Genomic DNA, 20,910 nt, shown 5'->3' with positions numbered 1-20,910 from the left:
CCGGTACGGCACCGGCGGGCCGGGCCCGGCCCTGGAGCTGCTGCTCCTGGACGAGGCGAACCCGCGAGCCCTGGCCTTTCAGGTGCGCCGTCTCGGGGAGCACCTCGACGCCCTGCCCGCGGCGCCCGGGGACGCCGGGCAGCTGCTCGGCGAGATCGATGACGTGCTGACCGAGCTCGCCATCCGGCGCAGGGGCCCCGACGCCGGGCGTGCCGATCTCGGGGACGGGGGATTCGTCATGCTGGGCCAGGCGCTGGACTCGATCCGGTGGCGCCTGCGGGCGCTCTCGACCGACGTCGAACGGGTGCGCTTCGCCCGACCCACCGCGAGCCGGTGGCCGGACGGCGGGGTCCGGTGAGCTCGAAGCGCGGGGACCAGGCGCGCCATTACCGCGTGCGGCACCTGTGGACGTACACCTACCCGGAGGTCGTGCGCAGCTCCTACGGCCGCGCGATGCTGCTGCCGCGGGACGGGCACGGCCAGCGCGTCCACGAGGCCACACTCACCGTCACCCCGGAGCCGGAGGAGACCGGCGAGCACCAGGACCTGCACGGCAACACCGTGAGCTACTTCCACGTGACGCAGGAGCACTCCTGCCTGACCGTGATGGCGACGTCGCTGGTCAGCGTCACGCGGCGGCGCCCGGACCCGACCGGCACACCGTCCGTGCCGTGGGAGCTGGTGGTCGCCTCGGTCAGCTCGATGCGCGCCACCGGGCAAGGTGGGCAGGGCGAGGGGCCCTCGTCCGTCCTGGCCATCACGGAGTCGGCGCTCGCCTCCGAGCTCGCCGCGCCCGACGACGCCGTCCGGGAGTACGCGATGGGCTCGTTCCGGCCGGGGAAGGCGCTCGTCGGCGCGGCCCTCGACCTCGCCCGTCGCATCGCCGCGGATCACACCTACGACGGCGACGCCGCCCCCACCGGCCGGCCGGCCGTCACGCTCGCGCGGCGCACCGGGTGCTCAGCGGACCTGGCGCACCTCATGGTGGCCTGCCTGCGGTCCATGGGCCTGGCGGCCCGGTACGTCTCGGGCTACGTCGTCGGGGAGGCCGACGACGACGCGCCGGGCGGCGACGAGGCGCGCGGCGGTACACCGGGCAACGGCGATGCGGGCGACGACGCGGCGCGCGAGGGTGCGACGGCCGCGAGCGCTGCATCGGCGACGGCGTCGCACCGTGGGGTCGGGACGACGCACGCCTGGGCCGGTGTGTGGGTCCCCGGCGGCGGCTGGATCCACCTCGACCCGGCCAACGCCCGGTTCGTCGACGGGCGGTACATCGCGCTGGCATGGGGCCGCGATCTCGGTGACGCCCCCCCGCTGCAGGGCATCGTCTACACGCCGGGGGCGGGGTCGAGCCTGGTGACGGAGCTGCGGATCGAGCCGGTGAGCAACTCGGAGCTGCGTCGGCTTCGCGCGACCGCCGAGTCCGGCGTGAGCGAGCCGGCAGCACCGGCTCCCGGCGGCGCCGGATAGTCAGCGGCACTGCCACCGCGCCGGGGTGGGCACGCCGCACGGTCGGCACGCCCAAGTGGGCACGCCGCACGGTCGGCACGCCCAAGTGGGCACGCCGCACGCTAGCCTCGGACAATGGAGACGACGACGGCGGGTCTCCGGCGCGCAGGACTCGGCGACCGGACCGCCCAGGCCGTGCGCACCCTCGCCCCCGGCTACTTCGCGCTCGTCATGGGCAGCGGCATCATCTCCGTCGGGATGCGCCTCGAGGGGTTCGAGATGCTCTCGACCCTGCTCGCGTGGATCTGCGCCATCGCATTCGTGCTGCTCGTCGCGCTGACCCTGGTGCGACTGGCCCGCTACCGGGCGGAGCTGCACGAGGAGCTCCTCGATGCCCGGCGGGCGTTCGGGTTCTTCACCTTCATCGCCGGCGCGAACGTCCTCGGTGTGCGCGTGGGGATGGACGGCTATCGCGACGTCACCGCCGCCCTGCTCGTCGTGGCCGGCCTGGCCTGGCTGGTGCTGGGCTACGTGGTGCCGTGGACGGCAGTGCTGGGCCGGAGCACCCGTCCGGTGCTCGCCACCGCCAACGGCACCTGGTTCATCTGGGTGGTGGCGAGCCAGTCCGTGGCGGTGGCTTCGGCCTCCCTGCAGCCCGGGTCCGGCGGGATGAACGGCTGGCTCGCAGTGCTCGCCGTCGTCTCCTGGTCCGTCGGGGTCTTCCTGTACGCCGCCGCCGGAGTCACCGTTGCGCTGCGGATGATGCTCTACGAGTTCCGCCCGGAGGAGCTCACCCCGCCGTACTGGGTGGCCATGGGCGCCTGCGCCATCACCGTGCTCGCCGGTGCCCGGATCGTGGAGATGGCGGACGCCCCCATGGCCAACGCCACCCGCGGACTCGTCGCAGGACTGTCGGTGGTCTTCTGGGCGTTCGCCACGTGGCTCATCCCGCCGCTGCTGGCGGCCGGCTGGTGGCGCCACGTGCGCCACCGGGTTCCGCTGCGCTACGAGGCGACGCTCTGGAGCATCGTCTTCCCGCTGGGGATGTACGCCGTCGCCGGGATCTACCTCGGCACCGCCGACGACCTCCCCCTGGTGGGGGCGATCGGCGCCATCGAGCTGTGGTTCGCGTTCGCGGTGTGGTGCCTGGTCTTCGTCGCGATGGCGGTGCACCTGTGGCGCACGGTGCTGAGCGGCCGGGGCCGCCCGGTGGTCCCCTGACCGTTTCGGGACACCCGCTCGGATGCCGGGCCCCGCGGGTGCGCACACGTGCGGGGCGGATCTGGCGCAGGACGCCCGCGCCCGTCCTCCCCTAGGCTCGGCGGGTGCCCGACCTCACGACACCCAGCCGCCTCGTGGTCGCCGCCGCCATCGTCGACTCCCTCGAACGCCCGACCCGCACGCTGTGCGCCCGACGGTCGGCGCCGGCCGCGCTGGCCGGCCGCTGGGAGCTGCCGGGCGGGAAGGTCGAGCCGGACGAGACGCCCGAGGAGGCGCTGCACCGTGAGCTCGCCGAAGAACTCGGGATCCAGGTCCGCCTGGGCGCCGTCCTGCCCGGACCGGTCGACGGCGACTGGTCGATCCTTGAGGGCCGCACCATGCGGGTGTGGCTCGCGGAGCTCACCGACGGTGACCCCGAACCGCTCGAAGACCACTCCGAACTGCGCTGGGTGACCCAGGATGCCCTCGAGGACCTCGACTGGCTGGACCCGGACCGGCCGATCGTTCGCGCGCTGCGCACCGTCCACGTCTGAGCCGGGCGCGTATCGCTCGGCGGGCCAGGCCACCCAGCGGGCCAGGCCACCCAGCAGGTCAGGCCACCCAGCAGGTCAGGCCACCCAGCGGGCCAGGCCACCCAGCGGGCCAGGCCACCCAGCGGGCCAGGCCACCCAGCGGGCCAGGCCGCTCAGCGGGAACCGGTCTTCGCACAGCGAGCCGGTCGGTTCCCCGTTGCCGCGCGTGTCACCGAACTGCTCGTACTCGGACCCGAGCGAGGCCTGGACGTACAGGTCGTTGCAGGCATCGCCCGCCTCGCACGCCTCCCACAGCCGGTCGAGACCGGCGTCCGTGCCGGAGGTGATGGTGCGGCCCAACGGCTCTGGCGGAAGGACGTCGCCGACGGAGCGCAACCCGATGACTGCGCCGGCGATCGCCACGGCGATCAGCACCACGGCAACCAGCACGATCCAGACGACGGCGCGGCTGCTCTTCCGCGAGGGCGCCCCGTACTGACCCGATGGACCGTACGGGTCGTTCGTGTAGCGACCGGGACCGTACGGGTTGTTCGTGTAGGGGCTGGGCCCGTAGGGATCGGAACCCGGTCCGTACGGACCGGGCATGTACGGGCCGGCCCCGCCTGCATGCCCGCCCGGGCCGGGTGCGTAGCCGCCGGGAGCGGGTGCGTAGCCGCCGGCCGGATAGCCACCGGGCTGGGCATAGCCACCCGGCTGGGCATAGCCACCCGGCTGGGCATAGCCACCCGGCTGGGCATAGCCACCCGGCTGGGCGTATCCACCAGGCTGGGCGTAGCCACGGGGCGGCGTCTGAGATCCGGGCACGGCGAACGGGTTCGGCGACGCATAGGGGTCCCCGCTCCCGTAAGGGGTGACCGGCGGGCCCTGGGGCGCACCCGGGGTCGTGCCCCAGCCCACGGCGGCGCCGGCCCGGCGGGCGAGCGCGGCATCGACGGCGACGTCGCCGAACGCGGCGAGCCGGTCGAGCACCGGTTGCGGGGCGGCCGGGTTCGCGGCGACGAGCGGGCGGAGGTCGGGCCGGGCCTCGACGATCCGAGCGAGGGTGCCCGGGTCGGTGCCCGGCTGGCTGGCCTCGTAGGCCGAGAACTGCTCCGACACGGTTGTCTCCCTCGTTCCCCGACCGTCACGATCGAACCGGCCCGCTCAGGTCGAGCGTAGAGGAGCACGACAGCCGACATGCCGGGCCACACCCCGCGAGATCGTGGACCCCGGCCTGCCAGGCACCGGCGCACGCAGCAGACGCCGCACGTCCACGCCCTGCAGCACGGTATGCACTTTTTAAGACGATTCGACGTAGTTCGTCAGTAAGTGGCATGATCTGTACTCGTGCCCAAGATCATCGGAAAGTCGCTCGCCGAGCACCGCGAACGCACCCGCACCGCACTCTTCGACGCGCTCGCGACGCTGATGCGCAAGCGTGGCTTCGACGCGATCTCCCTGGCGGACATCGCCGCCGGCGCCGGCATCGGCCGCACGGCCATCTACAACCACTTCCCCGACAAGGAGTCGCTGCTCCTGGCCTACATCGAGAACCAGACGTCCGAGTACGTCCGCCGTCTCGAGGCCGCCATCGCCGAGGTCGACGCGCCGGTGGAGCAACTGCGCGTCTACGTTCGCGAGCAGATCGGCCTCGGACCCGCCTACCACGTGGCCCCCGGCCCGGACCTGCGCGCCGTCGTGTCGCGCGAGGCACTCGCCGGTCTGCGTGAGCACGTGGGGCAGGTCGAGCAGGTGCTGCGGACGATCCTGGCCGACGCAATCGAGGCCGGTGACATCCCCGAGCAGAACGTCGACGCCGTCGTCCACCTCGTCCACGCCTGCCTGAGCGGGCGCAGCGTCCCGCGCGGGGCGCCCGAGCGGGAGGAGTTCGTCGCCTCGACAGAGCTGTTCGTCCTCCGGGCGGTCGGCGTCCCCGACGCCGCGCCCGTGCGGGCCGTCGAGGTCGCCTGAGGCGTACGCCCGCCGCGGCTCGACGGCCACGAGGCTGCCCGCCACGACGACGCCGTCCGCAGCGGGTCGCCGCACCCACCGGCCCTGGTCCGCGAAGGTGGCGACCCTAACCGGTCCGCTCCCGGGCCGCGTGGACGAGCGCGAGGCTCGCACGCAGCGCGGGCAGCGGCACCTGTCCGGGCGCGGAGGACTCCCCCACCATGGCGAACGTGGCGGCGGACCCGAAGATCTCGCCCGCGATCCGGGAGACGACGCCATCCGCCCCCATCGCCATCGTGATGATCGGGCGGTCCGACTCCTGCGAGGCCGTCCACGTCGCCGCGAGCAGCACGAGGACATCCGCGGGTGATCGGGGCATGACCGCGACCTTGGGGAGGTCGGCGCCGAGGCGCCGAATCCGGCGGAGCCGGTCCACGATCACCTCGGCCGGTGGCGTCGCCTCGAAGTCGTGGCTGGAGACCACCACCGTGACGCCGGCAGCGCGGAGCCGTGCGACGAGACCGGCGACGTCCACCGTCGCCAGCTCGACGTCGACGAGGTCGGCCGAGCCCGACTCGGCCACGGCGAGGTTGAGCGACGCGTAGTCGTCGTCGGTGATCGCCCGGGCCCCGCCCTCCCGAGCGGTCCGGAAGGTGAAGAGGAGCGGGATGTCGCCGAGCGTGGCCGCGAGCTCGCCGCAGACCGCGCGCACGGCATCGGCGTCGGCCACGTCCGCGAAGTGGTCGGCCCGCCACTCGACCAGATCCGGACGCTCCCCCGCGGGCAGCCGGACCAGGACCTCCGCCTGGGTGGCGAGGTCCCGCCGGGTGCGTCCCGTCAGCGGCACGATCACCTTGGGCATCCCTGCGCCCAGGGTGACGCCGCGGACCGTGACTGCAGGGGACATCGCACGCTCCTTGTGACCGGCGGCCGGTCGCCGCCCACGGACCATCATGCCGCCCGGCCGGTGCCGACGCCGTCCGGCCCGCCCGTCGTCCGAGGACGGCGCCCGTCGCCCGGGCACCGACGACGCCCCGTCCGCTACCAGTTCTGGCCGCCGCCGAGGCCGCCGCCCGAACGCTGCTCCTGCTCCTGCCGGTCCTGCTCGGCGGAGCGGTTCCGCTCCTCGAGCTCGCGCAGCCGCGGATCCGTGGGGGTCTCCTGGTCCGCCCCCGGTTGCTCGGCGTCGCCCGGTCCGTCGGTCGGTGCCCCCGGCTCCGGCGCGGGGTCCTGGTCCTGTCCGGGCGGGTCGGCGGGCGCGTCCGGTTGGGGCGGTGCCTCGGGCCGCGGCGCGGCCCCCTGGTCGGCGCTGTCGGCCTTGTCCCGCTGGCGGGCCTCGGCCTCGTCCGGCTGCGTCTCGACGGGCCCCGGCGGGGTCCGCGTCGCGGACTCGCCGTCCGAGGTGCACGCGCCGATCGCGTCCATCGCGTCCTCGTAGTAGGCCAGTGCCATCGCGTCGTCGCCGGCGGCCGCCGCCTCGTCCCCCAGGCCCTCCAGCGCGAGGGACAGGTTGTTGCGCACCCGGCACTCGGGCGCACCCGGGTCCGGTTCGCCGTCGGCGCCGGTCGTGCCGGCGGGCACGCGTCCGAGGGCCTCGCCGAGCTCCTCGGACGCGACGAAGTGCTCCCCCGCGCGCAACTGCGCGGTGCCCGTGTTGAACCACGCTTTCCAGGGCTCGACCGCCACCGGGGTGAACGGCTTCTGGTACGCGTACCGCTGGGCCGCCTCGCCCGGCCGGCCGCCGTCGTAGGCCGCCCGCGCGAAGGTGTTGCCGAACGTCACGCCCAGCAGCACGGCGGCGGCGAGCAGCGCCAGGAGCACCGCAGGGGCCGACCATGCCAGCCAGCGCCGCCCGCTCGGGCTGAGCACGCCCGCCCGGCGCCCCGCGGGACGCGGTCCGTCCTGGTACCCCGCGGGGCGCGGGCCGTCCCGACGTCCCGACGGGTCCACCGGCGGTGTGGTGCGCACGCTCATGCTGCCGCCACCGACCGCAGGCGCCGCCACCGGACCGCCTGGTCGTACGCCTCCCAGGCGACCAGCACGGCCAGGAGCGCGGCGGCCGGCCAGTAGACGTCCCGGTAGGTGCTGACATCGCGGCGCCCGTCCGACGCGATCGCCGTGACGTCGATGCCGTCGAGGAGACCGTCCAGCGCCGTCGGCCCGGTCCGGTGCACATAGGGCACCTCGAGCTGCTGCGCCACGCTGCGCAGGTTCGCCTCGTCGATGACGGACACGGCCGGCGGCGAGCCCGGCTGCGAGTCGTCGGTGATGTACGGGGCGGCGGATCCGGCACCGGAGTCCGCCGTCCCGGCATACGAACGCATCCGGCCGCCCGCCGCGGTGCCGTAGCCCAGCACGGCGCCGCCGTCGACCAGGGGCGCGAGCGGCGCGACGCTGGTGGTCTCGGCGCCCGCCGCGGCGTCGTCGCCGTCGGTGTCCTCGCCGTCGGAGAGGAAGAACACGAGGCGGACGCTGCTGGGGTTGCGGCCGGCCGCGCCGGTGACGGCCCGGGTGAGCGCGGCGTGGGGCCGGTCGATCGAGGAGCCCGCGGAGTACGCCGTGACCTCCTGGCGCATCGTCTCGGCCCAGGTCCGCACCGCCCGCGCGTCGGTGGTCAGCGGGAGCTGGCGCGAGGCCTGGGAGTCGAACGCGATGACGGAGTAGCGGCCGCCCGGGACGGCGTCCATGACGGCGTCGATGTCGTGGCGGACCCCGTCCAGGCGCGGGCGGGCGCCGTCGTAGTCCTCGGCCGCCATGGACCCGGTGCGGTCGACGACGAAGAACACCTCCACGTTGGTCTCCAGCGTCCTCGTCTCGTCCGGGACGGCCGGCGCGAGCCCGATGACCGCCACGCAGGCCACCATCGCGGCCCGGCGCACCCACTCCCCTCCGGGACCCTCGCCCGACCCCCGTGCCTGCCACCAGCCCAGCGCGCAGAGCACCAGGAGCGGGACGACCACCACCGCGAGCGCCCACGCCGGCCACACCAGCCTCAGGATCATGCGCGCGCCCGCCACGCCACCACGAGCCCGACGGCGAGCGAGCCCACCAGCCAGCCGAACCACCGGTCGGGCCGGTCGGTCAGGACCACCTCGTCCTGGGCCTCCAGCTCGACCGCCTCGTGGGCGCTGATCTCGGCGATGATGCTCTCGACGGCGGCCGGGTCGTCCGCCTCGAAGAACAGCCCCCCGCCCGCGGTGACGGTCTCCTCCATCTGGCGCCGCGCCACGCCGGAGTCGAGGTCGCTGAGCGAGGCGTACAGCCCGTGGACCGTGATGTCCCGCCCCGCCGCCAGCGCGGCCGCCTCCGGCAGGGAGTACACGGGGGTGCCGAGCACGAGGTTGTCGGTGGCCAGGACGATCGACCGCGCCCGCTCGGACTCGGCGTCGTCGAACGCCAGCGCGCACGTGGCCAGGCCGTCACCGACCAGCGAGGACGCGCTGGCGGCGAGCGACACGGTGCCCGTGAGGAACTGCTCGAGGTCCGCCAGCGCCACGGCGTCGTACAGCCAGGCGTCGAGGTCGAAGTCGAGCACCTGCGCGGCGGCGTCGAGCTCCTCCTTGACGAGGCCGTAGTCGTCCGTGAGGGGGAAGACCGTGCGGGTGGTGTTGTTCCAGACGTTCAGGGCGATGCGCTCCCCCTCGAAGGAGTCGACCAGCTCGGAGAAGGTCGCCACGATCTCGGAGTCCAGCTCGATCATGGAGCCCGAGACGTCCAGGCACAGGACGATGTCGCGCGTCGCCAGGATCTGCGAGCGGACGTCCCGGTCCACCGGTCGGGCGGTGAGCGACGCCGTCGCGAGCGCCGTGACGGACAGCGCCGCCGCTGCCACCGCGAGCCCGATCCGCAGCGTCCGGAGGCGCCGGCCGTAGCCCGGCAGCGAGCGCACGTACGCCGAGTTCGCCACCGGGGTGACGGCATCGTCCGGCTTCTCCCGACCACGCAGCCAGCCCGCGAGGGCCGCGACCACGACGAGCCCCAGCACCACGGGCACCAGCCACGGCGTCACCACGTCTGGATCACCTCCCGGGCGCGCGCGGCGGAGGTGGCGGCCACGGCGTCGGACCGGCTCGCGAAGCTCGGCTCCTCCCAGAGTGCCAGGAGGTGCCCGATCCGGCGGGTGGGGTCGTGGCCGGCGATGTCGCCGCGGGTCCAGGCACGCACGTCGGTGCCGATCCGTGCGGAGGCGAAGGCGCGCATGGTGGCGGACAGGGCCAGGTGGAGCGCGCGCAGGTCGTACTCGCCGGCGTCGTAGCGGGCCAGGTGCCCCTGCACCTCGGCGGCGTAGCGCTGCCGCACCGTCACCGCCACACCCTGCGGCGCACGGTCCCGGCGCGGCCCCGTGTACCAGCGCACGAACAGGTACCACGCCGCCACGAGGGTCAGCAGGGCAACGCCGAGGGCGGGCACCCACCACGCGTACGCCTCCGGGGGGAGCCGGTCAGCGCCGGGCATGTCGCTGCCTCCCCAGCAGGTCGATGAGCCCGTCGACGACGTCGTCCTCGCCGGACACGACGACGTGCTGGACGCCGCGCCGGCGCAGCACGGCGGTGACGGCGGTGCGGCGGGCCGCCACGGCGGCGAGCGCCTCCTCGTGGAGCCCGAGGTCCGCCCGGAGCATGGCCGGCAGCCGGGCCGCGTCCGCGACATCCGCGGTCGGCCCGATGCCGGGGGTGGTGGGCAGGGCGTCGGCGACGCCGATGACGAGGACCTCGTGGCGGGTGCGCAGCCGGCGCAGGACGTCCTCGTGCTCCGGGCCGGGCCGGGCCTCGTCGGTGAGGACGACGACGAGCGCGCGCCGGACGTGCCAGGACAGGACGCGCTCCAGGACGCGTCCGAGGTCCGACGGCGGCGCGTCGCGCCTCATCGCACCCTCGACCACGCGCAGCAGCATCTCCAGGTGCTCGGTGCCGCCCCGGCCGGGGACCTGCGTCATCCGCCCGGCGTCGCCGGCGACGAGCGCCACCAGGTCCCCCCGGGCGCGGGCCAGGTAGGCGACGACGTCGGCGGCGAGCTGGGCAACCTCGGACTTGGGCCGGCCCGAGGGGGCGGTGGCCGCCATGTTCCGGCCGGTGTCCACCGCCAGCACCAGGGTGAGGTTCGATTCGCGCACGAACCGGCGGATGATCGGCAGCCCGGCGCGGGCGGAGGACTTCCAGTCGATGTCCTTCACGTCGTCGCCGGGTCGGTACTCGACCTGGTCGTCGAAGTCCTGTCCGTGGCCGGTGAAGATCGACCGGTGCCGCCCGTCCAGGAGGCCGGCGGCCCGCCGCACCCGCGGCAGGTCGAGCCGGGCCCGCACCTTGGCCAGGCGGGAGGTGGGGTCCAGGCCCATCAGGGTGCGGGGACGGCCTGGAAGACGGCATCGATCAGGGCCTCCGGGGCCACGTTGTTCGCCAGCGCGTCGTAGGTGCGGACGAGGCGGTGGCGCAGCACCGGATGACGCAGCCGCTTGACGTCGTCGGGCACCACGTAGGTGCGGCCCTCCTGCAGGGCCAGTGCCTGCGCGACCCGCATGAGCGCGATGGCGCCACGGGGGGAGGCACCCACGCGCACGTGCTGGGCGAGGTCGGGCAGCGGCCGGGGCCCGCCGCCGCGGGTGGTGTTGACCAGGGCGACGACGTACTCCTTGACCGACCGGTCCACATAGACGCGCAGCGCGGCGCCCTGGAGGAAGTGGACGTCGTCCAGGTTGATCGGCTCGCGGGCCGGCGAGCCGGTCAGCGCCCCGGTGGAGGTCCGTTCGAGGATGTCGACCTCCTCGGCGGGCGTGGGGTAGGTGAGCACCTCCTTCATGAGGAACCTGTCCATCTGGGCCTCGGGGAGGACGTAGGTGCCCTCCTCCTCGATGGGGTTCTGCGTGGCGAGCACCATGAACGGGCTCGGCAACGGGTAGACCTCGCCGCCGATGGAGGTCTGCCGCTCCTGCATGGCCTCGAGCATCGCCGACTGCGTCTTGGCGGAGGACCGGTTGATCTCGTCGAGGAGGACGACGTTGGCGTGCACGGGGCCGAGCTGGGTGGTGAACTCGCCGGTGGCATAGTTGAAGATCTGGGTGCCCACGATGTCGTTGGGCATCAGGTCCGGCGTGCACTGGATGCGGTGGAAGGTGCCCGAGACGGCGCCGGCCAGGGTGTGCGCGGCGGTGGTCTTCGCCAGGCCGGGGACGGACTCCAGCAGCACGTGGCCGCCGGCGATCAGGGTGGAGACGAGCGCGGTGCGCAGGCCGCCCTGACCCACCACCCGTTGCGCGAAGATGGCCCGTACCCGCTCGATCAGCTCGGTGGCCCGGGCGAGGTCGCGGTCGTCGAGGGTCTGGACCTGTGCCGCAGTGCTCATCGTTCTCCTGGCTCGGATGCGGGTGGCACCAGCGAGACTATGCCAACGGCGCCGGTGCCACACCGGGCTGGTGATCGTGCCCGGCGCGGGTGCCGGGCCCCCGGATCCACCGCATACCCTGAACGGGTGACGACCACGCTGCCGACACGCACCCGGTCCCGCACCTGGTGGTACGCGCTCGGTTCCCTCCCGATCGCGCTGCTCGCGATGGCGGGGGCACTCCTCCTCACCGGTGCGGTGCGGCCGTCGGCCCTGTTCGACCCGGGCCCGCTCGTGCGGTGGGGGCTGCCGACGGCGACGCTGCTCACGCACGCCGGCGCCGCCGTCACCACCGGTGCCTTCGCCCTGTGCGCGCTCGTCCTCCCGGCGCCGGCGGGATCGAACCCGGCCCGTCGGCCGCGACCCGGCCGGCCCCGGACCGACGGCGCCGCCTGGATCCTGGCCGCCCGGATCGGTGGTGTCGCCGCCGTCGTCTGGGCCCTCGCCCAGCTCGCCCACCTCGTCCTCACCCACGCCGCCATCATCGGGGCGGGCGTCGGCGGCCCGGGCTACGGCGCCCAGCTCGCCCAGTTCGTCACCGACATCGAGCTGGGCCGGTACCTGCTGTGGGCCACCGGCCTCACCGCACTGGTCGCCGTCGTAGCCGCCGCCGTCGGCTCCTACACCTCGGCCGCCTGGACGACCGTCCTCGCCGTCCTCGCGATCTTCCCCGTCTCGCTCACCGGCCACGCCGCGGGCGCCGCGAGCCACGAGCTCGCCGTCTCCTCCTGGTGGCTGCACGTCGGCGGGATCGCCCTCTGGGTCGGTGGGCTCGTCGTGCTCTGCCTCGTCGCCGGTCGGCTGGGCAGCGACCTGCCCGACGTCGTTCAGCGGTACTCCCGCCTGGCGCTGTGGGCATTCCTCATCGTCGCGGCCGCCGGCGTCGCCAACGCGTGGATCCGTCTCGACTCCCCGCTCGACCTGCTCACCCACCCCTACGGCCAACTGCTCCTGATCAAGATCGTGCTCACCACGGGTCTCGGCCTGGCGGGCTGGGCGCACCGCGAGGTGACGATCCCGGCGATCCGGGCACGCCTGTCGCCGGGGAGTGCTCCGGGGCGCCCGGCCGGCACCACCGCCCCCGGCGAACCGGCGGCGCCGGGTGCCGCGTTCTGGCGGCTCGCGGGCGTCGAGGTGCTGGTCATGGGTGCCGTGACCGGTGTCGGTGTCGCGCTCGGCTCGTCCGCGCCACCGGTGCCGCAGGACCCGGTCACCGACGCGAGCCCGGTCTACCTCCTCACCGGTTACCCCGAGCCGCCGTTCCCGACGGCGCTCACCTACCTCACGCAGTGGCGCCCGGACCCGCTCACGCTGTTGGTCGCCGTCGCCGCCGTGCTGGTGTACGTGCGGTGGGTGGTGCGGCTGCGCCGGCGGGGCGACACGTGGTCCCTCCCGCGGACGGCGGCCTGGATCGCCGGGTTCCTGCTGTTCTTCTGGGTGACCAACGGCGGGGCGATGGTCTACGGCCGGCTGCTGTTCAGCGCCCACATGATCCAGCACATGCTCCTGGTGATGGTCGTCCCGATCTTCCTGGTGCTCGGTGCCCCCGTCACCCTCGCGCTGCGCGCGCTGCCGGGCCGGGTCGACGGCACCCGCGGCCCGCGCGAGTGGCTCCTGGCGCTGGTGCACTCCCGCTGGGCCGGGTTCTTCTCCCACCCGATCATCGCGGCCGTCAACTTCGCCGGTTCGATGGTCGTCTTCTACTACACACCGCTGTTCGAGGGCGCCGTCACCACGCACGTCGGCCACCTGCTGATGACGGTCCACTTCACCCTTGCGGGCTACCTGTTCGCCAACGTCCTCATCGGGATCGACCCCGGCCCACCGCGCCCGGCGTACCCCCTGCGCCTGGTCCTGCTCTTCGCGACGATGGCCTTCCACGCGTTCTTCGGCCTGTCGATCATCCAGATGACGTCGCTGCTGGCGGCGGACCACTTCGGCTGGCTGGGGCTCAGCTGGGGCGGGGGCGTGGACGCCCTCGCGGACCAGGAGAAGGGCGGCGCGATCACCTGGGGCATCGGGGAGTTCCCCACGCTCGCGCTCGCCGTCGGGGTGGCGATCAGCTGGGCTCGGGCCGACGACCGCACCGCACGCCGTGAGGACCGCAAGGCCGACCGCGACCAGGACGCCGACCTCCGGGCCTACAACGCGATGCTCGCCGAGCGCGCCGACCGGTCCGAGCACTCGCGCTAGCGACCCCTGATCGTGCGGGCTCCGGGGCCGGTCAGTGATCGAGAAGAGCCTGGCGTTCGCTTCCTCTCCTCGGCCGTAATCCGGCGGGAGCTCATCGACGACGGCGGTGACCCGCGACTCGTGCCTGCGGCTGATGACGCGCAGGACGACGCCGCCGCGGCACACCGACCCGGTCGCGGTAGATCTTCCCCGCCGGGCACCGGCGGGGAAGGCGCTGGCCAGGCCGTTCTGGCTGTGGAGCGCGCAGCCCGGCAGGGTGACCAGGCCGGCCGTCGATGACGGACGTCGGCAGGCTCGAAGACCGCCGGTCGGTGCGGGCGGGTGAGGCCTCGCACCCCGCCGCCCCCTTGGGTCAGTACACGAACCGGGCGGCGTGCCGGCGCAGGTCGGTGGCCATGCGCGCGAGCTCGGCCACTGCGTCGCTCTGCTGCCCGACGACCTGTGTGGTCGTCCGGGCCGCAGAGGCCACGCCGGTGATGTTCGCCGCGATCTCCCCTGAACCCGTGGCGGCCTCGGTGACGTTGCGCGTCATCTCGTTCGTGGTGGCGGTCTGCTCCTCCACCGCGGACGCGATCGTGGTCTGGAAGTCGTTGATTGCGGTGATGATCGAGGAGATCTCGCCGATCGCGCCCACGGCTCCGGCCGCGTCGTTCTGGATCGCCTCGATGCGTCCGGCGATGTCCTCCGCTGCCTTGGCGGATCCCTGTGCCAGTTCCTTGACCTCGGAGGCGACCACCGCGAAGCCCTTGCCGGCCTCCCCGGCCCGGGCCGCCTCGATGGTGGCGTTCAGGGCGAGCAGGTTCGTCTGCTCGGCGATGGAGGTGATCGCCTTGATGACGTTGCCGATCTCCTGGGAGCTGGTCCCGAGCTTGGCGACCGTCTCGTTGGTCCCCGCCGCGACCTGCGTGGCGTGGTCGGTGACCTTGGCCGCCTCCGTGACGTTGTGTGCGATCTCGCGGATGGACGCACCCATCTGCTCCGCCCCGGCAGCCACCGTCTGGACGTTCTGCGAGATCTGCTCCGCCGCTGCCGCGACCACGCCGGCCTGCGCCGACGTCTCCTCCGACGTCGTGGAGATCTGCGACGACGACGCCGACAGCTCCTCCGCTGCACTGGCCACCGTCTCGGACGTGGTCACCACGTTGGCGATCGTCTCGCGCAGACCCGCCTGGGCCCGGCCCAGCGCAGATGCCATCCGGCCGAGCTCGTCCGCGGAGGTCACGTCGGCGCCGACGGTGAGGTCGCCCTCCGCCATGGCCTCCAGCGAGCGCTGCACCCGCGCGATCGGGCGACGCACGACGTTGGCGATGGTCAGGCCGAAGGTGAGGGCCAGCAGCGTGCCCACTATGGCCGACACCCCGATCGCGACGATGCCTCGCTCGGCAGTGGCATCCGCTTCGTCGGCCAGCCGGCGCTGGTACGCGCCGGTCTCGTCGTTCACCGCAGTCAGGTTGTCCACCATTCTCGCGCCGATGGGTGTCACCTCCTCGTCGGCGAACTGGTAGCCGGCACGGTCACCAGCCTCGGCGGCGGGCACCATCCCGGTGTCGAAGATCTCCCGGTAGCCATTGAGTGCCTCGGTGAACTCCGCAAGATTGGTCGGCTCGCGCCCGGTCGCGGCCGTGAAGCGCTCCCCGAAGTCGGTGACCGCGGCGTCCAGCTGCAGGTTGGCCGCGCGCACGGCCTCGACGGGTGCCGAGACGTCGCCACCGACGTAGCTGCCGAGCATGGAGACCCTGTTGCGCATGTTCCACACGCCGTCCTTCAGGGTCGCCAGGGACGTGTTCAGCTGAGACTGCGTCTCGACCATCTGGCTCGTCGTCGTGCGCAGGTTGCCCAGGGACTGCAGGGCGATCCCGCCGAGCACGAGCGTGGTCAGTGTGGCTACGGTGACGAGCGCGAGCAGTTTGGTGCGGATCGACCGGTCGGCGAACGTGGTCGCAAGGCTACGGCGCCGGGCGGAGGTTCGGGCCGGGCGGACACCGGTGTCAGCGGCGATGGCCATGAAGTACTCCCTGTCGGAGGAACGATCTGCCTGACGTTGTCCACCTCCCTATCGGCCGAATACTTCGCCGTTGATGTGTTACTCCTCGAAATGTGCTGCACCTCTCGCAAGCGGAGGAGCCCACCTCCCGGGCGGCGCAGCCGCGATCCACCGGTGGATCGGGGCGTGGCCGGTGATTCCCGGCGGAGTGGCCGTGGTGGTTCGCGGGCGAAGTTCCCGGCCCGCCCGGGCTACCCGAGCGCCACGTCCTTCCCCGCCACCAGGAGGCGGACCCCGCCCGTCCGCGGCTCCACCCCGACGATCTCGAGCCCGGGGGGCAGGGCCGGCAGCTCGACGGTGAGCGCGTCCGCCGCCTCGAGGAAGGCGGGGAGCACGCGGGCGTCGACCGTCGCGCCGGCCAGGGTGAGCGCGTCGAGGCCGATCGCGAGGGCGCCGTCGATCACCGTGGGGACGGCGGTGATCGTCAGCGGCAGGCCGAACAGCTCGGTGGCGAGGACGACGCCGTCGCGCGTCGTCGTCACGCGCAGCGCGAGCGCGGGCATCTGCTCGTGGAGGAGCTGTTCGAGCGCGGCGTCGGCCATCGTGGCCGAGAGGTCGAGCTCGCCGACGAGGACCGGGTCACCGAGCGTGATCTCCCGGGCGGAGACGTCGACGTCGTCGAGGCGCAACCCCTCGACGACGGCGTCCGCCGCGTGGGCGTCGGCGTCGCCGATCTCGCCGGTCAGGACCTGGGGGAGGAAGGGGAACCCGCCGATCGTCACGTCCGGCTTCCCGGTGGTGTGGAGGACGGCACCGACCCGGGTGGCGATCTCCTGCTCGGCGCGGGCGAGGAGGTACCGGTCGGCCGCCACGGCGCCGACCGCCACGAGGACGAGGAGGACGATGAGCAGGGGGACGGCACGACGCACAGTGGACACCGTATGCGACCGGTGACTCATCGCGCCGGGCTCGATCCGGCCGAGTCTGTGTAAGGTCGGGACATTCCGGAGGAGGAGCTGGTGGGTGTGGCGGAGCGGGACGACGAGCTGGCCCGACGGGCCGCGGATCCCGCCACGCCCCTGACCACCCTCCAGCTCCTGGCCAGGGACCACCCGGAGCTCCGGCCGGTCATCGCCGCCAACCCATCCACGTACCCGGCACTGCTGGGTTGGTTGGGTGAGCTCGGGGTCCCCGAGGTCGACGCCGCGCTGCGCACGCGTGGGGCCGGGGCCCCGGCCGACGTCCCCACACCCGTCGTCGCACCCGACGAGGCCCCCACCGAGGTGCATCCACCGGTCATCCGGCCTGCCGCCGCCCCGACGGCGCCGCGCGCGCACGCTGCCCCGCCCAGCGCGGTCCCACCGGCGCGCCCGGCTCCCGCCGGCCGGCGGTCCGCCACGGACCGGCCGGCCGGGAACGACCGTCGCCGCGCAGCGGTCCTCGGGGTCGGCGGGCTCGTGGTGCTGGCGCTCGTCATCGCCCTCGTGGCGATGCTCACCACGCGCGGCGGGCAGGACTCCGCCGCACCGGACGCGACCAGCCCGGCGGGCGAGACCGCCACCGAGGAGCCATCCACGACCGGGACGCCGGACGGCGTCGCCGCGGCGCAGGCGGCGCTGGCGGGTCTCGCCCAGTCGTCCACGTGCACCGACCCGAGCACCGACGCGCGCGTCTTCACCGAGTTCGGGGTCGCCGCGTCCGTGGCGGGCGCGTGGAGCGTGGCGGGCGCCGACGACGACGTCATCGCCGCACTCACCGGCCTGCAGACCTCGTGCGGACCGGCCCACGCCGTCCAGGTGAACAACGCCCTGCTCGCGGGCGCGCAGACGCCGCCGGCGCTGGTCACGACCCTGCGGGAGGCGCCGCGGTGGGTCGAGCCCGTCCGGGCGGCACCTGCCGACGCGCAGGACCTCGCCGACTTCTCCAGCCCGTCCGGCAACATCGTGTGCGTGCTCGGCGTGGTCGCCACGACCTGCACCATCGACGAGCGCGCCTTTTCCAACCCGCCGGAGTGCGTGGACGGACCCGTCACGATCGTCGTCCCGCTCGGCGGGGAGGCGCGGGTGGACTGCGCGGCGCCGGCGGCCCGGTCGGCGGCGACGCTCGGCTACGGGACGTCGACGACGTCGGGGTACTTCGCGTGCACCAGCGAGCGCGACGGGGTGAGCTGCTGGAGCACGCTCACCGGCCGAGGGTTCTCCCTCGCCCGCGCACAGTTCGCCCTCTTCTGACCGACCCACGCGGGCCCGGGACTCACCAGAGCAGCGGCATCCGGGCCCGCTTGTCGATCAGCACGTCGAAGGCGAGCAGGACGCCGGCCGCGCCGGTGCTGAGGTCCGCGGAGGACCATTCGGCGTCGACCCCGAGGAACGGGATGCGGCCGTGCACGGCCGGGTGGCTGAGCCGGGCGAGCTGGTGCTGCACCGCGGCCCGGCGGTCCGCGGTCGGGTCCCAGGCCCGCGAGCGCAGGTACTGCAGCGCCACCATCGTCCCCGCCCAGCCGTGGAAGAGGCCCGGGTGGGCGGTGGCGTGCTGGTCGCACGCCTGCGCGATGGCCTCGCGGGCCTTGTACATCCAGGGGGCGTCGAAGTAGTCCATCGCCTCGTGGAGCACGACGGCCACGCCGGCGCTACCCGTCGCGAGCGAGGGGCGGGTGCGCCAGAGCTCGCTGCGTCCCGGTTGCGCGATACCCGCCCAGCCGAGCAGGGCGAGGTCGCTGCGCAGGGCGTGCTCGATGGTGGGGAGGAGGTCGTCGTCGCCCGTGAGCTCGTAGACGTGCAGGAGGAAGAGCGCGGCCCCCGCGCCGCCGCGCAGCAGCCCGGGCCCGCGCCGGGCGCGCCCGTGCCGCAGGCGCGCGACCAGCTCGACCGTCACGTGACCCACCCGGTCCATGAGCCGGTCGGCGTCGGTGAACCGGCTGCGCTCGAGCAGGGCGAGTCCCACCCCGGGCAGGCCGTCCGCCAGCGAGGCGCCCAGCCGCTCGAGGGGGGCGTCCTCGACCCGCTTCCACAGCCGGGCGGCGGAGCGCGACCGGCCGAGACGGTCGAGGCTGAGGGCGATGCCGCCCAGCCCGTCGACGAGCCCGGGGCCCAGATCCTGCGCGCGCAGGGCCGACCACTCGAGCCAGTTCACCAGCTCGGCCGGGACGTCGGCATCGACCTCGGCGAGCGTCCACAGCACGCCGGCGGCGCCGGACCCGAAACTGACCCCGCCGTGCGGTCGCAGCAGCTGCTGCGGGTCCCCCGGGAAGAGTCGGTCGGTGCGCTCGGGAGTCGCGGAGTCCAGGATCGCGTTGACGAGCTGGCTCCGGAGGAAGGGGTACGTCTGCTCGTCCAGCGAGACGGGGACGCCGGCGCGGAACTCGGTCGGGTCGACGAGCCGGCCCTGGTGGGCCTGGGCGGCGTTGGCCGCGAGCGCCGCGTCGGAGGCCAGCTGGGCGGCCGCACGGGCTTCCCGACGCTGCCGCAGCGAGACCGGTGGCGAGACGTCGTCCATGGATCACCCCCTCCGCCCTACCCGCCCACCTGCTCCGCACGGCAACTGTTGCTGCTGACGTTACCTATCGGACGGCGTTCGCCACCACCTGGGCCCGGCGCGATGACTCGCGGCAACCGCGCGGGGCCGGCCACCGGGCCGTGCCGGTCCGGCCACCGGGCCGGTGTCAACGCCAGACGATCGCCTGGGCAGGGTCCTCCAGCACCTTCGCGACGTCCGCGAGGACCTTGCTGCCGAGTGCGCCGTCGACCAGGCGGTGGTCGAAGGAGAGCGCGAGCTGGGTGACCCAGCGGGGCTTGATCTTGCCGTGGTGCACCCACGGACGCTGCGTGATGGCACCGAAGGCCAGGATCGCCGACTCGCCGGGATTGAGGATCGGGGTGCCCGTGTCGATGCCGAACACCCCCACGTTGGTGATGGTGATGGTCCCGTCCGCCATGTCCTGCGGCGCCACCTTGCCGGACCGGGCGCCGGCCGTGAGGGCGGCGAGCTCACCGGCGAGCTCGTGCAGGCTGAGCCGGTGCGCGTCCTTGATGTTGGGGACCATCAGGCCGCGGGGCGTGGCGGCGGCGATACCCAGGTTGATGTAGTGCTTGTAGACGATCTCCTTGGCGGCGTCGTCCCAGGCGGCGTTGACCTCGGGGTTGCGACGCACCGCGAGCACCAGCGCCTTCATCGTGATCAGCAGCGGGGTGACGCGCACGTCGGCGAACTCCCGGTCGGCCTTGAGCCGCTCGACGAGGCGCATCGTCTTCGTGACGTCCACGGTGTGGAAGACGGTGACGTGCGGGGCGGTGAAGGCAGAGTGCACCATCGCCTCGGCGGTGCGCTTGCGGACGGACCTCGCGGGGACACGGGTCTGGCGTCCGTCCGCGGAGACGGTGCCGCCTGTGAGCCAGGGGTCCTCGTCGCCGGGGTAGGTGGCCAGGCCCCGCGGCTCCGTCTCCACGTGCTTGGCCTGCACGTCATCGCGGGTGACGAGGCCGCCCGGACCGGTGCCGACGACGGAGGCGAGGTCGATGCCGAGGTCCTTCGCGAGCTTGCGCACGGGCGGCTTGGCCAGGACGCGGGCACCGCGAGCCGCGGCCGGCGCGGCGGGCGCAGCGGGGGGGACTGCCGGCGCGGCGGGCGGCGCCGGCGCGGCGGGGGTGGCTGCCGGCACGGCCGCCGTGGACCGGCGGGGCCGGCGCCCCGCGACGCCCGGGGTGGTGCCGTAGCCGACCAGGACGCTGCCCGAGCCCTCGGCCCGGTCCGTCGCCGCGCCCGCGTCCGCGCCCGGGCCCGGTGCGCCCGCCGCGGCGTCGCCGCCGGCCGGCGAAGCTCCGCCCGGGTCGGTGTCGACGCTGATGATCGGCGTCCCGACGTCGACGGTGGCCCCCTCCGCCACGAGCAGCTCGTGCACCACACCGGCGTAGGGGCTGGGCAGCTCGACCACGGACTTGGCGGTCTCGATCTCGCACAGCATCTGGTTCACGCCGACGGTGTCGCCGACCGCGACGTGCCAGGTCACGAGATCGGCCTCGGTGAGGCCTTCGCCCACGTCCGGCAGACGGAACTGCTGGTAGTTCGGCACGTTGCTCCTTGGGTGCGGTGGTGTGGCGTGGCGCCGGCCGGCGTCGTGGGTCGACGGCGCCGCCCGGCGTCAGTAGGCGAGGGACCGCTCGACGGCGTCGAGGACCCGGTCGAGGTTGGGCAGGTACTCGTCCTCGTGGGTGTTCGCCGGGT

The 20,910-nt window shown here is 74.0% G+C and carries 19 protein-coding genes; 7 read left to right on the top strand and 12 right to left on the bottom strand.

All coding sequences use genetic code 11. The features are described from left to right. The 4 genes from ACYC1Z_RS07485 to ACYC1Z_RS07470 all read left to right on the top strand — a co-directional run. A partial coding sequence (locus ACYC1Z_RS07485; RefSeq protein WP_461408901.1) for an alpha-E domain-containing protein occupies nucleotides 1-358 on the top strand: 358 nt, incomplete at its 5' end. Next, nucleotides 355-1,473: a transglutaminase family protein gene (locus ACYC1Z_RS07480; RefSeq protein WP_461408900.1), complete on the top strand. Its 1,119-nt coding sequence runs from the start codon at nucleotides 355-357 to the stop codon at nucleotides 1,471-1,473. The genes ACYC1Z_RS07485 and ACYC1Z_RS07480, both read left to right, overlap by 4 nt. Nucleotides 1,474-1,587: 114 nt before the next feature. Next, nucleotides 1,588-2,673, top strand: coding sequence for a tellurite resistance/C4-dicarboxylate transporter family protein (locus ACYC1Z_RS07475; RefSeq protein ID WP_461408899.1), 1,086 nt, complete (start codon nucleotides 1,588-1,590; stop codon nucleotides 2,671-2,673). Between the two features lie 104 nt (nucleotides 2,674-2,777). Next, nucleotides 2,778-3,206: a (deoxy)nucleoside triphosphate pyrophosphohydrolase gene (locus ACYC1Z_RS07470; RefSeq protein WP_461408898.1), complete on the top strand. Its 429-nt coding sequence runs from the start codon at nucleotides 2,778-2,780 to the stop codon at nucleotides 3,204-3,206. 75 nt (nucleotides 3,207-3,281) lie between these two features. Here ACYC1Z_RS07470 and ACYC1Z_RS07465 read toward each other — a convergent pair whose 3' ends face one another. Then, entirely contained in the window at nucleotides 3,282-4,304 is a 1,023-nt protein-coding gene (locus ACYC1Z_RS07465; protein ID WP_461408897.1) for a variant leucine-rich repeat-containing protein, read from the bottom strand. Nucleotides 4,305-4,532: 228 nt separating this feature from the next. Between ACYC1Z_RS07465 and ACYC1Z_RS07460 the strand changes: the two genes are divergently transcribed. Further along, entirely contained in the window at nucleotides 4,533-5,156 is a 624-nt protein-coding gene (locus ACYC1Z_RS07460) for a TetR/AcrR family transcriptional regulator (RefSeq protein ID WP_461408896.1), read from the top strand. A gap of 106 nt (nucleotides 5,157-5,262) precedes the next feature. On the opposite strand, the gene aroD is transcribed toward ACYC1Z_RS07460, so the two are convergent. From aroD to ACYC1Z_RS07425, 7 genes are all read right to left on the bottom strand, one after another. Continuing rightward, nucleotides 5,263-6,042, bottom strand: a complete 780-nt coding sequence (aroD, locus tag ACYC1Z_RS07455) for a type I 3-dehydroquinate dehydratase (RefSeq protein ID WP_461408895.1) — start codon at nucleotides 6,040-6,042, stop codon at nucleotides 5,263-5,265. Nucleotides 6,043-6,176: 134 nt separating this feature from the next. Then, nucleotides 6,177-7,109: a hypothetical protein gene (locus ACYC1Z_RS07450; RefSeq protein ID WP_461408894.1), complete on the bottom strand. Its 933-nt coding sequence runs from the start codon at nucleotides 7,107-7,109 to the stop codon at nucleotides 6,177-6,179. Beyond that, nucleotides 7,106-8,137: a vWA domain-containing protein gene (locus ACYC1Z_RS07445; RefSeq protein ID WP_461408893.1), complete on the bottom strand. Its 1,032-nt coding sequence runs from the start codon at nucleotides 8,135-8,137 to the stop codon at nucleotides 7,106-7,108. Before ACYC1Z_RS07445 ends, ACYC1Z_RS07450 begins: the two co-directional genes overlap by 4 nt. Further along, nucleotides 8,134-9,144 carry a vWA domain-containing protein gene (locus tag ACYC1Z_RS07440; RefSeq protein WP_461408892.1) on the bottom strand — a complete coding sequence of 337 codons (1,011 nt, stop codon included), beginning with the start codon at nucleotides 9,142-9,144 and terminating at the stop codon, nucleotides 8,134-8,136. The genes ACYC1Z_RS07445 and ACYC1Z_RS07440 overlap by 4 nt, the downstream gene beginning before the upstream one ends. Then, the gene (locus tag ACYC1Z_RS07435; RefSeq protein ID WP_461408891.1) at nucleotides 9,141-9,590 is read right to left on the bottom strand and encodes a hypothetical protein; all 450 of its coding nucleotides are present in this window, start codon (nucleotides 9,588-9,590) and stop codon (nucleotides 9,141-9,143) included. The genes ACYC1Z_RS07440 and ACYC1Z_RS07435 overlap by 4 nt, the downstream gene beginning before the upstream one ends. Then, nucleotides 9,577-10,470 carry a DUF58 domain-containing protein gene (locus ACYC1Z_RS07430; protein WP_461408890.1) on the bottom strand — a complete coding sequence of 298 codons (894 nt, stop codon included), beginning with the start codon at nucleotides 10,468-10,470 and terminating at the stop codon, nucleotides 9,577-9,579. The genes ACYC1Z_RS07435 and ACYC1Z_RS07430 overlap by 14 nt, the downstream gene beginning before the upstream one ends. Continuing rightward, on the bottom strand, nucleotides 10,470-11,474 hold the full coding sequence (locus ACYC1Z_RS07425; protein ID WP_461408889.1) for an AAA family ATPase: 1,005 nt from the start codon (nucleotides 11,472-11,474) through the stop codon (nucleotides 10,470-10,472). The genes ACYC1Z_RS07430 and ACYC1Z_RS07425 overlap by 1 nt, the downstream gene beginning before the upstream one ends. A 126-nt stretch (nucleotides 11,475-11,600) precedes the next feature. On the opposite strand from ACYC1Z_RS07425, the gene ACYC1Z_RS07420 reads away from it, so the two are divergent. Further along, nucleotides 11,601-13,706 (top strand): cytochrome c oxidase assembly protein, encoded by a 2,106-nt coding sequence (locus tag ACYC1Z_RS07420; protein WP_461408888.1) that lies wholly within the window; start codon nucleotides 11,601-11,603, stop codon nucleotides 13,704-13,706. A gap of 352 nt (nucleotides 13,707-14,058) precedes the next feature. Here ACYC1Z_RS07420 and ACYC1Z_RS07415 read toward each other — a convergent pair whose 3' ends face one another. Then, on the bottom strand, nucleotides 14,059-15,711 hold the full coding sequence (locus ACYC1Z_RS07415; protein WP_461408887.1) for a methyl-accepting chemotaxis protein: 1,653 nt from the start codon (nucleotides 15,709-15,711) through the stop codon (nucleotides 14,059-14,061). Between the two features lie 230 nt (nucleotides 15,712-15,941). Continuing rightward, the gene (locus ACYC1Z_RS07410; protein ID WP_461408886.1) at nucleotides 15,942-16,619 is read right to left on the bottom strand and encodes an LmeA family phospholipid-binding protein; all 678 of its coding nucleotides are present in this window, start codon (nucleotides 16,617-16,619) and stop codon (nucleotides 15,942-15,944) included. Between the two features lie 90 nt (nucleotides 16,620-16,709). Here ACYC1Z_RS07410 and ACYC1Z_RS07405 point away from each other — a divergent pair, with 90 nt between their 5' ends. Continuing rightward, the gene (locus tag ACYC1Z_RS07405; RefSeq protein WP_461408885.1) at nucleotides 16,710-17,921 is read left to right on the top strand and encodes a variant leucine-rich repeat-containing protein; all 1,212 of its coding nucleotides are present in this window, start codon (nucleotides 16,710-16,712) and stop codon (nucleotides 17,919-17,921) included. A gap of 22 nt (nucleotides 17,922-17,943) precedes the next feature. Here ACYC1Z_RS07405 and ACYC1Z_RS07400 read toward each other — a convergent pair whose 3' ends face one another. Together ACYC1Z_RS07400 and ACYC1Z_RS07395 are read right to left on the bottom strand one after the other, a co-directional pair. Next, nucleotides 17,944-19,185 carry a lanthionine synthetase LanC family protein gene (locus ACYC1Z_RS07400; protein WP_461408884.1) on the bottom strand — a complete coding sequence of 414 codons (1,242 nt, stop codon included), beginning with the start codon at nucleotides 19,183-19,185 and terminating at the stop codon, nucleotides 17,944-17,946. A 166-nt stretch (nucleotides 19,186-19,351) separates the two neighbouring features. Beyond that, nucleotides 19,352-20,758 (bottom strand): dihydrolipoamide acetyltransferase family protein, encoded by a 1,407-nt coding sequence (locus ACYC1Z_RS07395; RefSeq protein WP_461408883.1) that lies wholly within the window; start codon nucleotides 20,756-20,758, stop codon nucleotides 19,352-19,354. Between the last annotated feature and the right edge of the window lie 152 nt (nucleotides 20,759-20,910).

Source organism: Georgenia sp. (assembly GCF_054605595.1).
Note: the sequence above shows the minus strand (reverse complement) of the source record. Positions and strands in the feature narration are given on the sequence as shown.

Bases quoted from the DNA above. Each gene is read 5' to 3' on its own strand.
- ACYC1Z_RS07475 (WP_461408899.1), top strand. From the start codon at position 1,588: ATGGAGACGACGACGGCGGGTCTCCGGCGCGCAGGACTCGGCGACCGG.
- aroD (WP_461408895.1), bottom strand. From the start codon at position 6,042: ATGTCCCCTGCAGTCACGGTCCGCGGCGTCACCCTGGGCGCAGGGATG.
- ACYC1Z_RS07450 (WP_461408894.1), bottom strand. From the start codon at position 7,109: ATGAGCGTGCGCACCACACCGCCGGTGGACCCGTCGGGACGTCGGGAC.
- ACYC1Z_RS07445 (WP_461408893.1), bottom strand. From the start codon at position 8,137: ATGATCCTGAGGCTGGTGTGGCCGGCGTGGGCGCTCGCGGTGGTGGTC.
- ACYC1Z_RS07435 (WP_461408891.1), bottom strand. From the start codon at position 9,590: ATGCCCGGCGCTGACCGGCTCCCCCCGGAGGCGTACGCGTGGTGGGTG.
- ACYC1Z_RS07430 (WP_461408890.1), bottom strand. From the start codon at position 10,470: ATGGGCCTGGACCCCACCTCCCGCCTGGCCAAGGTGCGGGCCCGGCTC.
- ACYC1Z_RS07425 (WP_461408889.1), bottom strand. From the start codon at position 11,474: ATGAGCACTGCGGCACAGGTCCAGACCCTCGACGACCGCGACCTCGCC.
- ACYC1Z_RS07415 (WP_461408887.1), bottom strand. From the start codon at position 15,711: ATGGCCATCGCCGCTGACACCGGTGTCCGCCCGGCCCGAACCTCCGCC.
- ACYC1Z_RS07400 (WP_461408884.1), bottom strand. From the start codon at position 19,185: ATGGACGACGTCTCGCCACCGGTCTCGCTGCGGCAGCGTCGGGAAGCC.